General features: G+C 73.2%; 13 protein-coding genes. 6 read left to right on the forward strand and 7 right to left on the reverse strand.

The genetic code is table 11. The features are described 5' to 3' along the window. Nucleotides 1-99: 99 nt before the first annotated feature. Nucleotides 100-726, forward strand: a complete 627-nt coding sequence (locus tag JAO84_RS25485) for a hypothetical protein (protein ID WP_370414928.1) — start codon at nucleotides 100-102, stop codon at nucleotides 724-726. On the opposite strand, the gene JAO84_RS25490 is transcribed toward JAO84_RS25485, so the two are convergent. The 3 genes from JAO84_RS25490 to JAO84_RS25500 are packed head-to-tail and all read right to left on the reverse strand — an operon-like array spanning nucleotide 646 to nucleotide 2,811. Beyond that, a complete protein-coding gene (locus JAO84_RS25490; RefSeq protein ID WP_265868504.1) occupies nucleotides 646-1,218 on the reverse strand; it encodes a cob(I)yrinic acid a,c-diamide adenosyltransferase in 573 nt (190 codons plus the stop codon). The two genes, JAO84_RS25485 and JAO84_RS25490, sit on opposite strands and share 81 nt — an antisense overlap. A 13-nt stretch (nucleotides 1,219-1,231) precedes the next feature. Beyond that, nucleotides 1,232-1,981, reverse strand: coding sequence for an ABC transporter permease (locus JAO84_RS25495; RefSeq protein WP_370414929.1), 750 nt, complete (start codon nucleotides 1,979-1,981; stop codon nucleotides 1,232-1,234). Between the two features lie 56 nt (nucleotides 1,982-2,037). Continuing rightward, nucleotides 2,038-2,811 (reverse strand): ABC transporter ATP-binding protein, encoded by a 774-nt coding sequence (locus tag JAO84_RS25500; RefSeq protein ID WP_370414930.1) that lies wholly within the window; start codon nucleotides 2,809-2,811, stop codon nucleotides 2,038-2,040. Between the two features lie 81 nt (nucleotides 2,812-2,892). Between JAO84_RS25500 and JAO84_RS25505 the strand changes: the two genes are divergently transcribed. Then, complete coding sequence (locus tag JAO84_RS25505; protein WP_370414931.1) at nucleotides 2,893-3,534, forward strand: TetR/AcrR family transcriptional regulator; 642 nt, start codon at nucleotides 2,893-2,895, stop codon at nucleotides 3,532-3,534. Here JAO84_RS25505 and JAO84_RS25510 read toward each other — a convergent pair. The 3 genes from JAO84_RS25510 to JAO84_RS25520 are packed head-to-tail and all read right to left on the reverse strand — an operon-like array spanning nucleotide 3,510 to nucleotide 6,456. Beyond that, on the reverse strand, nucleotides 3,510-4,691 hold the full coding sequence (locus JAO84_RS25510) for a cysteine desulfurase family protein (RefSeq protein WP_370414932.1): 1,182 nt from the start codon (nucleotides 4,689-4,691) through the stop codon (nucleotides 3,510-3,512). The genes JAO84_RS25505 and JAO84_RS25510 overlap by 25 nt on opposite strands. Before the next feature lie 32 nt (nucleotides 4,692-4,723). Next, complete coding sequence (locus JAO84_RS25515) at nucleotides 4,724-5,518, reverse strand: hypothetical protein (protein WP_370414933.1); 795 nt, start codon at nucleotides 5,516-5,518, stop codon at nucleotides 4,724-4,726. Next, nucleotides 5,515-6,456, reverse strand: coding sequence for a DMT family transporter (locus tag JAO84_RS25520; protein WP_370414934.1), 942 nt, complete (start codon nucleotides 6,454-6,456; stop codon nucleotides 5,515-5,517). Before JAO84_RS25520 ends, JAO84_RS25515 begins: the two co-directional genes overlap by 4 nt. A 221-nt stretch (nucleotides 6,457-6,677) precedes the next feature. Here JAO84_RS25520 and JAO84_RS25525 point away from each other — a divergent pair, with 221 nt between their 5' ends. The 3 genes from JAO84_RS25525 (at nucleotide 6,678) to JAO84_RS25535 (ending at nucleotide 11,001) form a co-directional block, all read left to right on the forward strand. Then, complete coding sequence (locus tag JAO84_RS25525) at nucleotides 6,678-7,526, forward strand: 3-hydroxyacyl-CoA dehydrogenase family protein (protein ID WP_370414935.1); 849 nt, start codon at nucleotides 6,678-6,680, stop codon at nucleotides 7,524-7,526. Between the two features lie 245 nt (nucleotides 7,527-7,771). Further along, nucleotides 7,772-8,095 (forward strand): STAS domain-containing protein, encoded by a 324-nt coding sequence (locus JAO84_RS25530; protein WP_265868495.1) that lies wholly within the window; start codon nucleotides 7,772-7,774, stop codon nucleotides 8,093-8,095. A gap of 230 nt (nucleotides 8,096-8,325) precedes the next feature. Then, a complete protein-coding gene (locus tag JAO84_RS25535; protein WP_370414936.1) occupies nucleotides 8,326-11,001 on the forward strand; it encodes an ATP-binding protein in 2,676 nt (891 codons plus the stop codon). A gap of 84 nt (nucleotides 11,002-11,085) precedes the next feature. Here the strand turns inward: JAO84_RS25535 and nucS are convergent, their stop codons facing one another. After that, the gene (gene nucS / locus JAO84_RS25540) at nucleotides 11,086-11,757 is read right to left on the reverse strand and encodes an endonuclease NucS (protein WP_370414937.1); all 672 of its coding nucleotides are present in this window, start codon (nucleotides 11,755-11,757) and stop codon (nucleotides 11,086-11,088) included. 273 nt (nucleotides 11,758-12,030) lie between these two features. Between nucS and JAO84_RS25545 the strand changes: the two genes are divergently transcribed. Beyond that, a complete protein-coding gene (locus JAO84_RS25545; RefSeq protein WP_265868491.1) occupies nucleotides 12,031-12,423 on the forward strand; it encodes an SCO5389 family protein in 393 nt (130 codons plus the stop codon). Nucleotides 12,424-12,441: the final 18 nt, after the last annotated feature.

Below are 12,441 nucleotides of genomic sequence, written 5' to 3' on the forward strand. Positions count from 1 at the left end.
GAAGGATGTAGATGCGGTTCATCGGCGCCGACGACGCGCGGGCCCCGTCCGCACGGAAGCCTGGAGACGTACCGGAAGCCGTACCGAAAGGGGAGTCCCGTGATCGTCACGCTGATCGTGATCTGCGAGGTCGGCTTCTGGGTCCTGCTCGCCGCCGGACTCGCCGCCCGCTATCTGCTGCGGATGCCGCGCACCGGCCTCGCGCTGCTGCTCTGCGAGCCGCTCCTGGAGGTGCTGCTCCTGGTGGTGACGGCCGTCGACCTGAAGAACGGCGCCGACCCCAGTTGGAAGCACGGCCTCGCCGCGCTCTACATCGGCTACACCGTCGGCCACGGCCACCGCACGGTGAAGTGGCTCGACGGCCACGCCGCCCACCGCCTCGCGGGCGGCCCGCCGCCGGTGAAGCCGCCGCGCTACGGCATGGCCCGGGCCCGCCACGAGGGCAAGGTGTGGCTGGGCTCGGTGCTCGCCGCGGCCGTCGCCTCCGGCCTGCTGCTCCTCGCCATTTGGTACGTCGGCCCCGACGGGAACACCGAGTCGCTGTGGGCCTGGATCGGGACCGCCTGGCGGGCGGCCGGCATCCACGGCGTGATCGCGCTCTCGTACGCGCTCTGGCCGAAGAAGGCGCCCAAGAAGGCGGAACCGTCAGCGGTCCCCGCCCGGGACCCAGAGCACGTCCCCGACCTCACGGTTCGCGATCCTCGCAAGGATGAAGAGCAGGTCTGAGAGCCGGTTGAGGTACGTGGCGGTGAGCGGGTTCATGGTCTCCCCGTGCACCTCCATCGCCGCCCACGTGGACCGCTCGGCCCGCCGGACCACCGTGCACGCCTGGTGCAGCAGCGCCGCGCCGGGCGTGCCGCCGGGCAGGATGAAGGAGCGCAGCTTGTCGAGGCGCTCCAGGAAGAGGTCGCAGTCCGCCTCCAGCTTGTCGATGTACGACTGCTCGACGCGCAGCGGCGGGTACTGCGGGTTCTCCACCACCGGGGTGGACAGGTCGGCGCCCACGTCGAACAGGTCGTTCTGCACGCGGACGAGGACCTTCACCACGTCCTCGTCGAGCTGCCCGAGGGCGATGGCCGTGCCGATGACGGCGTTGGCCTCGTTGGCGTCGGCGTAGGCCGAGATCCGCAGATCGGTCTTGGCGGTCCGGCTCATGTCGCCGAGGGCGGTGGTGCCCTGGTCGCCGGTGCGGGTGTAGATGCGCGTCAGATTGACCATGACTCCAGCGTAGTTACGCCTGGGCCCCGCGGAACGTCCGTGTGCCGACCGTCACGGCGAGCGCCACGAGTCCGGCCGCCGCGAGGACGCCGTACAGCATCGTCGGGGTCGCGTAGTGCCCCACGTACGCGTCCCGTACCGCGTCCACCAGATAGCGGAACGGCATGAAGTGCGAGAGCACGTCGAGCCAGCCGGGCGCGAGGGCCATCGGGAGCATCAGGCCGGACAGCAGCATCGAGGGCATGGCCAGGGTGTTGATCGCCGGGCCGAACTCCTGCGGGCTGGGCAGCCGCAGCGCGAGGACGTACGAGAGCGAGGCGAGCGAGAAGGTCAGCAGGGCGACGAAGCCGAAGCCGATGAGGATGCCGGCGAGCGGCGCCCGCAGGCCCATGAGCAGGGCGGCGAGGACGAGGAGGACGGCCTGGAAGAGGAAGAGGGCGGCGTCCCGCAGGGTCCGGCCGAGCAGCAGCGCGAGACGGCTGACCGGGGTGACCCGCATGCGTTCGAGGACGCCCCAGTTCTTCTCCATGATCACGGCGAAGCCCGCGAACGAGGCCCCGAACAGGCCGAGCTGGAGCAGCAGCCCCGGTACCAGGACCTGCCAGGCGTCGCCCTCGCGGCCGAGCGGGAGGCCGGTGAGCAGCGGGCCGAAGAAGAACAGGTAGAGCAGCGGCATCAGCGCGCCGAAGAAGATCTGGAACGGCGAGCGCAGGGTCTGCCGGGCGTAGCGGCCGAAGAGGACCGCGGTGTCGTGGAGAAGCATCGCGTGGATTCCTGGACTGTGACGGTGACGGTCGGACGGTGGCGGACGGACGGCGGTCAGACGGCGACGGGGGCGGTGTCGACGGGCGCGGGGCCGCGCCCGGTGATGGTGAGGAAGGCGTCCTGGAGGGTGTCCGCGCCGTGCTCGGCGCGGAGCGCCGCGGGGGAGCCCTCGGCGGCGACGACGCCGCGGTCGATGATCACCAGCCGGTCGGCGAGGGCGTCCGCCTCGTCGAGGTAGTGGGTGGTGAGGACGACGGTGGTGCCGTGCTCGTCGCGCAGCCGCCGCACAAGCGCCCACAGGGCGGCCCGGCTGCCGGGGTCCAGGCCGGTGGTCGGCTCGTCGAGGAAGAGCAGCGCGGGGCGGTGGGTCAGGCCGAGCGCGAGGTCGAGCCGGCGCTTCTGGCCGCCGGAGAGGGCGGTGGTGCTCCGGTCGAGGAGCTCGGTGAGGTCGAGGTCGCGGGCGAGTTCGCCGGCCCGGGCCGCGGCCTCGGCGCGCGGGAGCCCGTAGAGCCGTCCCTGGAGGACGAGTTCGGAGCGCACGGTCTCCTGCGGGTCGACGCCGCCGCCCTGGGCGACGTACCCGATCTTCCGGCGGACGCCGACGGGGTCGCGCAGCAGGTCGTGGCCGGCGACGGTGGCGGCTCCGCCGGTGGGCGGGAGCAGGGTGCTGAGCATGCGCAGGGTCGTGGACTTGCCGGCGCCGTTGGGTCCGAGGAAGCCGAGGATCTCGCCGGGGCGGACGGTGAGGTCGATGCCGCGGACCGCGTGCACCTCGCCCCGTGGCGTGCGGAAGGTCCGGGAAAGCCCGGCGGTACTGATGATTGCCATGCTGACTACAAAAACAGAGTCACTGAAATTTTGCAACGCCTCCAAAATTCAAGGAGGTGCACGGCTGCCTAGGATGAGCGCATGGCTGAAGGGTTGAGGGAGCGCAAGAAGCGCCAGACGAAACAGCGGATCTCGGACATCGCGACCGGGCTCTTCCTGGAGCGCGGCTTCCAGGCCGTGACGGTGGCGGAGATCGCGGAGGCCGCCGACGTCTCCGTCAACACCGTCTACAACTACTTCCCGGCCAAGGAGGACCTCTTCTTCGACCGGATGGAGGGCGTCGCTCAGCGCCTCGCCCGGATGATCCGCGGCCGGGACCCGGGGGAGTCCGCCGCCCGGGCCGTGCTGCGCGAGATCCGCGGCCATGTCGCCGCGGTCTCGCCCGCGTACGGACTCATGGACGGCTACGCCGACTTCATGCGGGTGATCGAGGACGCCCCCACCCTCAAGGCCCGGCTCTTCCACCTTCAGCAGGACGTCCGTCAGGCCACCGTCGCCGCCCTGCGCGAGGAGGCCGGCACCGGGCCCGAGGACCCGATGCCGCTGCTCGTCGGCGGCCAGATCGGCTGGATCCAGGGCACCGTCGTCGAGTTCATCACCGACCGGATGACCGCGGGCGGCAAGCCGAACGAGGTCTCCCGCGAGGCCCTCGACCTGCTCGACGAGATCGAGGACCTGCTCAGCGGGGCCGTGCTCGACTACGCGGTGCGCCCGGCCGGCTGAGCCGCCGCCATGCCGGCGGAGGCCCGTACCCCCGCCGCGAGCGCGCGGGCCGCCCGTACCGCCTCCGCCTCCGTGGAGAACCGGCCGAAGCCCACCCGGATGCTGCCCCGGATCCGCTCCGGCGCCAGCCCGATCGCGGTCAGCACGTGCGAGGGCTCCTGCGCGGAGCTGTTGCACGCCGAGCCCGAGGACACCGCCACCTCCGTCACCTCCAGGAGCAGCTGCTGCGCGTCCGCGCCCGCGAAGGACAGGTTCACCGCCTGCGGCAGGAAGCCCTCGCCCGTCCCGCTGTTGAGCGTGTACGGCACGAGCCCGGCCAGCTCCCCGAGGAACCGGGCCCGCAGGCCGGCGAGGCGCGCCGCCTCCCGCTCGCGGCCCGCCGCGAGCAGCTCGACCGCCGTGGCCAGACCGATCACCGCCGCGGTGTTGAGGGTGCCCGCCCGCAGACCGCGCTCCTGGCCGCCGCCGTGCAGCAGCGGCGCCAGCGGGGCCCGGTCGGACAGCGCGTTCGACACGTAGAGCACGCCCACGCCCTTCGGGCCGTAGATCTTGTGGCCGGAGAAGGTCAGCAGGTCCACGCCGAGCGCGCGCACGTCCACCGCGAGCGTGCCGACGCCCTGGGTCGCGTCGCAGTGCAGCGGCACCCCGGCCGCCCGGGTGAGCTCGGCGATCGCGGCCACCGGCTGGACCGTCGCGATCTCGTTGTTCGCCAGCATCACCGACACCAGGGCGGTCTCCGGGCGCAACGCCGCCGCGACCGCCGCCGGGTCCACCCGGCCCGCCGCGTCCACCGGGAGCACGGTCACCTCGTGGCCCGCCGCGCGCAGCGAACGGCAGGTGTCGAGCACGGACTTGTGCTCCACCGCCGTGGTGATCACATGCCGCGGCCGGGCGTCAGGACCGCCGCCGACCACGCCCTTGACCGCCAGGTTGTTGCCCTCGGTCGCGCCCGAGGTGAAGTAGATCTCGCTGCGCCCCGCCCCGAGGAACCGGGCCACCGTGCCGCGGGCCCGCTCGACCTCGCGGAAGGCCCGGATGCCGGCCGCGTGCGGGCTGGACGGATTGGCGAAGCACTCGGTGGCGGCCGTCAGCATCGCTGCGGCGACCGCCGGGTCCATCGGGGTGGTCGCCTGGTGGTCGAGATAGATCGTTGCCATGTCGCTCTCCCCTTGCGGTGTGTGACGGATGCTCAGAAGTCCTGCGCGGTGTACGGCAGGGCGATCGGATCCGTGCACTCCGCGTCGGCGAAAACCAGCACGATCTCCTCCTCGGGGGTGCCCTGGGTGCGCAGATAGATCTCCGCGCCCTTGGTCACCTTGTCCCGGTCGGCGAGCGAGTTGATGTCGATGACATGGCGGCGGGCGCAGTCGGGGAAGGCGCGAAGCCGCGCGAAGTAGCGGGCGAAGTACTCGGCGACGATCAGCGGGCAGCGCGGCACCACGTGGTCGTCCTTCACGACACCGGCGAGCACCTTGGCGTACGTCCGGGAGCGGAACAGGATCTCGTCGCCCTCGCGGGCGAACGGCGGATCGAGTTCCGGTGCCCGCAGGGCCGGTTTCATCGCGCGGGCGGCGCGGTTGCGCAGGGTGCGTTCGCGGGTGACGGAGTACGCGACCCCGGCCGCGGCGGCGGCCGCGTCGAGCGGGGCGAGGTCGAGCGCCTCCGGGGCGGGCGAGCCCGGGGCCGGGACCGTACAGACGTCGGTGGAACAGGACATGCCGAGGTCGTTGACGATGACGTCGTACACCACTTTGTTGCCGCGGTGCAGCCGGCGGGCCGCGCGGCCGGTCTCCAGGCCCAGGGCGAAGGAGTTCCGCGAGAAGGCGCCGATGCCGGCGGCCGTGTCGAAGTAGCCGCCAGCGACCAGGACGGCCGAGCGGCTGGTGCGGGAGACGGTCTCCAGGAGGGGCGCGACGCGGGCGGCGGCGGCCTCGGTCGCGGCCGTGCTCGTGCTCGTGCTCGTGTGAAGGGTCGTCAGGCTCATGTCTGGTGCACTCCGTTCTCTTTCCGGGATGGGGATCGATCGGGTGGTGCGGGGGAGGGGGACGCGGGCGGCGTGGGCTCCGCGCCGGCGCCGGCCGCGCCGATGCCGGTGCCGAGCGCGGCGCCGACGACGCACAGCACGGCGGCCCACTGGGCGCCCGAGAGGTGTTCGCCGAGCAGGGCGAGGCCGGCCAGCGCGGCGATGACCGGCTCGACCGTGGAGAGCACGGCGAAGACCCGGGGCGGCAGCCGCCGCAGCGCGGCGAACTCCAGCGAGAACGGGATCACCGTGGTCAGTACGGCCACAGCGAGCGCCGCGCCGAGCACGGCCGGCTCCAGGAGGGCGCCGAGCGGGGGGATGCCGAGCAGCGGGGCGGTGGGCAGCGCGAGCACGGCGGCGACGGTGAGCCCGAGGGCCAGGCCCGCGCCGCCCGGCACGGCCCGCCCGACCCGGGCGCCGAGCAGGATGTAGCCGGTCAGGGCCGCGCCGGTGAGCAGCGCGGCGGCGAGGCCGACCGGGTCGTCCAGGCCCCGGGTGCCGCCCAGGACGAGCAGCCCGGCGGCGGCGAGCAGCACCCACAGGCGGTCGAGCGCCCGCCGCGAGGTGAGCGCGGCGAGCAGCAGCGGCCCGCTGTACTCGACGGTGACGACCACGCCGAGCGGGAGCCGGGAGGTCGCCTCGTAGAACGCGAACTGCATCACGGCGAAGACCGCTCCGTACGGCAGGAGCAGCCGCCAGTGGCCGCGCAGCAGCCGTACGGCGGGCCGGGAGAACAGACACAGCAGTGCGGCGGAGATCAACAGCCGCAGCAGGGTCGCGGCATGAGGTCCGATATGGGCGAAAAGCGTCTTGGCGAACGCGGTGCCGCACTGAAGGCTGACCATGCCGGTCAACAGCAGCAGCGGCGCCGGGACGGCGCGCGGGGCGAACCGGCGCATGGCGGCCTCCTCCCGTTCGTCACTCGACTCCCAGCAGACTCTATACCCCTGGGGGGTATGCCGCGATGCGGATCCGGCCAAGCCGGGGGTGTCGTGAGTGTGACGTCCGTCAAACCGGGCGTGACGTGGCTTACTTAGCGGTCACATGGCGCCCGCCGCCCGCTAATCTCCGCCGAAGAGCCAGAAGTGAACAGTTGTTGAGGCATCAAGGGGTGGAATCAGTGGCCAGGAAGCTCGCCGTCATCGGAGCCGGACTCATGGGGTCCGGCATCGCGCAGGTCTCGGCCCAGGCAGGCTGGGACGTCGTGCTGCGCGACGTCACCGACGCCGCGCTGACCCGGGGCACGGACGCCGTCAAGGCCTCGTACGAGCGCTTCGTCGCCAAGGGGAAGATGACGGCCGCCGAGGCCGAGGCCGCGCTCGGGCGGATCACCGCCACCACCGAGCTCGACGCCGTCGCCGACGCGGACATCGTGGTCGAGGCCGTCTTCGAGAAGCTGGAGGTCAAGCACGAGATCTTCCGCTCCCTCGACAAGATCGCCAAGGACGGCGCGGTCCTCGCCTCCAACACCTCCGCCATCCCGATCACCAAGATCGCCGCGGTGACGGAGCGTCCGGAGGCCGTGGTCGGCGTCCACTTCTTCTCGCCGGTCCCGATGATGCAGCTCGTCGAGCTCGTCCGCGGCTACAAGACCAGCGACGAGACCCTCGCCACCGCGCGGGAGTTCGCCGAGTCCGTCGGCAAGACCTGCATCGTCGTCAACCGCGACGTCGCCGGCTTCGTCACCACCCGCCTCATCTCGGCGCTCGTCGTCGAGGCCGCCAAGCTCTACGAGTCGGGCGTGGCCACCGCCGAGGACATCGACATCGCCTGCAAGCTGGGCTTCGGTCACGCGATGGGCCCGCTCGCCACCGCCGACCTCACCGGCGTCGACATCCTCGTCAACGCCACGAACAACATCTACACGGAGTCCCAGGACGAGAAGTTCGCGCCGCCGGAGCTGATGCGCCGGATGGTGGACGCGGGTGACATCGGCCGCAAGAGCGGGCAGGGCTTCTACACGTACTGACACCTCGACCGGACACGGGGCGCTCCACCAGGCGCGCCCCAGGGCGTTCCGCATGGCGCGCCCTGCCGCCGGGGTGGCGCACCGATTCCCGCACTGGGGTCCGACCGCCCCGGCGCCATCGCCCCCAGGGGTGAATTTCGATATCGGTTCGCTTACAAGGCGCAACGCTTCTGCCGATGCGGCAGTCAGACAGTCAAGCGTTGCGAAGACGGGCACACGACACGGAGCACTCTCGGGGAGCGCATATGCACATCAGGGGCGACGACGCCGAGCTGGTCGTCGGGGGCCGCCTCGACGTCCGCAGCGCGGCTGACGCCCGAACGGTCCTGCACACGGCCGTCGACGACGGAGTCGGCGACCTCGTGCTCGACCTGACCGGCCTCGACTCCTGGGACGCCACCGGACTCGGCGTCATCATGGGCGCCCACCGGCGCGCCGGCCGCTGCGGCCGCCGGCTCGTGCTCCGCGGAGTGCCGCCGCAGATGCAGCGCCTCCTCGTCGCCACCCGGCTGCACCGCATCCTCGCGATCGAGGGCGGGCTCGCAGCGGAATCGCTTCCTCGCGTCTGATCGCCTCCTGGCGTCCGATCGCTTCCTCGCGTCCGATCGAACACTCCGTGGCACACAGGTCACGGCCGTGACACGCGGCTGTGAAGCACCTGTGCGAACCACGCGTCACACCCAATCCTCACAAGACCGTGACGTCTTGGTCTCCACCGGCCCCCGGATGTTCACGGGACCCGGACAACCGTCTAGGGTCGGCTCGCCTGCACATCGCCCGCCGCTTGGGAGCTTGGACCATGGACCCGATCAACCGGGGACCCGAGGAATACGGTCACGCCGCCGAGGGCGAGGACGTGCGCCCCGGCCCCGCCGCACCCGCCCCCGTGTCCACCGCCCCCGCCCGCGTGCGCACCGCCCGGCTGGTCTCCGGCGGCCTCCTGCTCACCGTCAACCCGCTCGACGGCAGCGAGATCGAGGTCTGCCCGCCCGCGGATCAACCGCAGGCACCGCGCCGCAGGACCGCGCCGGAGCGCGCCGAGGCCGCCCGCGCCGCCGCCCCGCCCGTACCGCCGGGCCCCGCGGCGCCCGCCCTGCCGCTGCTCGAACGCGACGAGCAGCGCGACACCCTCGTGCAGCACCTCACCCGGGGCCGCTCCGCCCGGCTCACCGGCCCGGCCGGCTCCGGCCGCACCCGGCTCCTCGACGCGGTCGCCGCCGAGTGCGGCAAGGTCGCCCCCGACGGCGTCGTCCGGCTCTCCGGCCACCACCGCACGCCCACCGACCTCCTGTACGAGCTCTTCCACGCCGTCCAGTACGCCCCCGGCTTCCGGCCCGACCGCGAGGAACTCCTCCTGGAGGTCCGCCGCATCGGCGCCATCGTGGTCGTCGACGACCTGGAGTTCGGCGGCGCCGCGCTCGACGAACTGCTCGCCGCCACCCCCGACTGCGCCTTCCTCTTCGGCGCCACCCCGGACACAGCCGCGCCCTCGGCCGAGGCCGGCCTCGAAGAGGTCGCCCTGACCGGGCTCGCCCGCGCCGCCGCCGTCGAGCTGCTTGAGCACGCCACCGGCCGCGCCCTCACCGACGACGAGGTCAACTGGGCCGGCGACCTCTGGTTCGAGTCCGAAGGACTGCCGCTCCGCTTCGTCCAGGCCGGCGCCCTGCTCCGGCAGCGCGACCGGCTGCGTGTCGGCCCCGCCGAGTTCGATGCCTTCGGCGCCCTGGAGGAGGCCTTCGGCAACCCCGGCGGCAGCACCGGCAGCACCGCCCAGGCTGCGGCTCCGGCCGCCGCCGGCGACGACCCCGACGTCGAACTCCGCGAGGTGCCCCTGCCCAGCCTCGGCGAGGGCGCCGCCCCCGCCGTGCTGCTCGCCTCCCGGCTCAGCCGCGCCGCCCAGGACACCCTGCGGCTCGCCGTCGCCCTCGGCGGCGAGGTCCCGCACCAGGCCCACCTGCCCGCGCTCGTCGGCGACACCCACGCCGACGCCGCCGTCGGCGAACTCATGGCCTGCGGACTGCTCTCCCCGGTCGGCACCCGCTACCGCCTGGCCGCCGGCGTCCTCACCCAGCTGGTCGCCCAGAACTACGAGCCCGACCCGCTCGGCCGCGCCCATGCCGTCGCCCAGCACTACGCGTGGTGGGCCGGCCACCCCTCGGTCACCCCCGAGCGCGCCACCGCCGAGGCCGACTCGCTGCTCGCCGCCCTCGCCGCGCTGTCCCCCGGCACCGCCCCCGAACACCCGGCCACCGCCGTCCTGCTCGCCCGCGCCGCCGCCCCCGCCTTCGCCGCGGGGCTGCACTGGAGCGCCTGGGAGCGGGCCCTGCGGGGCGGCCAGGGCGCCGCCCGCCAGGCCGGCGAGGTCGCCGAAGAGGCCTGGTTCCACCATGAGTTGGGCGTCCTCGCGCTCTGCCGCGGCAGCCTCCAGCGGGCCCGCGCCGAGCTGGAGGCCTCGATCGGCATGCGCGGTGCCCTCGCCGACAAGCGCGGCACCGTCGCCGGCCGCCGCGCCCTCGCCCTGGTCGCCGACCTGACCGGCCAGGCCGCCCCGGTGGACGCCGAGCCCGAGCCGGCCTCGTTCGCGAAGACCACGCCCCTGCCCAAGACCGGACCGAAGACCGGACAGCAGGGCGGGCAGCTTGCCGGTCAGCCGGCCGGGAAGCCTGCCGCCGGGCCGACGGCCCGCACCGCGCCCCTGCCGCGCCGCGAGGGACCCGCCTCGCCGCCGCGCGGCATACCCGCGGCCGCCCCGCTGCCCGTGAAGCCCGCCTTCCCGGACCTCGCCTCGCCGGCCCCGGCGCGCCCCATGGCCGGCTCCTCGGCCTCCCTGGACGCCTTCGCGTCGTTCACCGACGAGCCCGCGACCGTCGTCGTCGGCCCGCCCGACGACCGCGAGCCCGCCAAGGGCGGCGGCCTGCGCAAGGGCCTCCTCACCGGGGCCCGCCGCAACCTGGCCGCCGTCGGCGCGGGCGCCGTACTCGTCGCCGTCCTCGGCACCGTGGTCACCCTCGGCCTCACCTCCGGCGACGCCGACGACCCCGGCACCGGCACGGTCACCTCCGACAGCACCCCGACCCAGGACGCCGGCCTCGACGACGGCGGCGGCGACGACACCGAGCCCACCGAGGACGCCACCACCAGCCCCGCCGACCCGGCGTCCCCGACCGCGACCGGCACGCCGAGCCCGGGCGCGACCGGCACCGCCGGCACCTCGCCGACGCCGACCGGCTCGCCGACGGCGACGGGCAGCCCGACGCCGAGCAGGACGGCGACGACGAAGCCGACGAGGACGACCAAGCCGTCGACGACCCCGTCCTCGACCCCGTCGGGCTCGCCGTCGGCCACGAGCAGTGGGACGCCGAGCGGCACGCCGTCGACGACGCCGAGCGGCACGACGTCGACTCCGTCCAGCCCCGGCGGGGGAGGCGAAGCAAGCGGCTCCACGTCGGCTACCTCCGAGCCTCCCACCATCTGACGGCCCGGCGTCCGGTACGCCGAGGGCCCGGGCGCGATCACTCGCACCCGGGCCCTCACCCGTACAACAGCAACGAATCCGGCGTCAGAAAAGCCGCAGCTTGTCGTCCTCGATGCCCCGCAGCGCGTCGTAGTCGAGCACCACGCAGTCGATGCCGCGGTCGTTCGCGAGCACCCGGGCCTGCGGCTTGATCTCCTGCGCCGCGAAGATGCCCTTCACCGGCGCCAGGTGCGGGTCGCGGTTGAGCAGCTCCAGATAGCGGGTCAGCTGCTCCACCCCGTCGATCTCGCCGCGCCGCTTGAGCTCCACCGCGACCGTGCCGCCGTCGGAGTCCCGGCACAGGATGTCCACCGGGCCGATCGCCGTCGGGTACTCGCGGCGGATCAGGGTCCAGCCCTCGCCCAGGGTCTCGATGCGGTCGGCGAGCAGCTCCTGGAGGTGCGCCTCCACGCCGTCCTTGATCAGACCCGGGTCGACGCCCAGCTCGTGCGAGGAGTCGTGGAGGATCTCCTCCATCGTGATGATCAGTTTCTCGCCCGCTTTGTTGATCACGGTCCAGACGCCCTCCTCGCCGTCGACACCCTCCTTGAGGGTGCACGGCGGGGACATCCAGTTGAGCGGTTTGTACGCCCGGTCGTCCGCGTGGATCGAGACGCTGCCGTCTGCCTTGACGAGGATCAGACGGGGAGCGGAGGGCAGGTGGGCCGTGAGCCGGCCCGCGTAGTCCACGGAACAGCGGGCAATGACGAGACGCATGGTCCGCAACGCTACAAGACGGACGAGCCTCCACGCGATTCGGGCGCCGGGCGGGCGCCGGGCGTCCGCCGGTGTCCGCCCGGCGCCCGCGGCGCGTGCGCCCAACCACCGTCACTTATTGGCCGGTTGTGCGCCCATTCTCCTGGTGCGGGCAGGACCCGGCGCTTAACGTGGAGGACAGGAGGTCGTCGTCCGTGCACGCTGCGTGCGCGACGACTGCCACCCGTCCCTGCCCGCAAGACCCCGCCCGCCGGGGTCGCGAGAGGAGAACCCATGTCGCTCGACGTCTCACCGGACCTGTTGGAACAGGCCGAGCGAGGCGAGGTCGACGAAGCCGCCTTCGTCGACTGCGTCCGGACCTCCCTGCCCTTCGCATGGGAGATGATCAGTTCTCTGGTGGCCCAGCTGAAGGTCGACGGCGGAGACTTCGCCGACAACCAGACGCCGCCGCCGGACGAGCAGGCACGTGGTCAGCTGCTGCGCGCTCTCGCGAGCGACGCCATCCGTGGTGCGCTGCAGCGGCACTTCGGGGTACGCCTCGCTTTCCAGAACTGCCACCGGGTGGCGGTCTTCCCGCTGGACCCGTCGGTCGACGAGCGGCTCGCCCGCTTCACGTCCGTGCGGGCGCAGCTCCTCAACCAGTCGCCGGAACTGCGCGACTGCTGACAGGCCTGGTGCCGCCGC

The sequence above is a fragment of the Streptomyces fradiae genome (assembly GCF_041270065.1).
Taxonomy (GTDB): domain Bacteria; phylum Actinomycetota; class Actinomycetes; order Streptomycetales; family Streptomycetaceae; genus Streptomyces.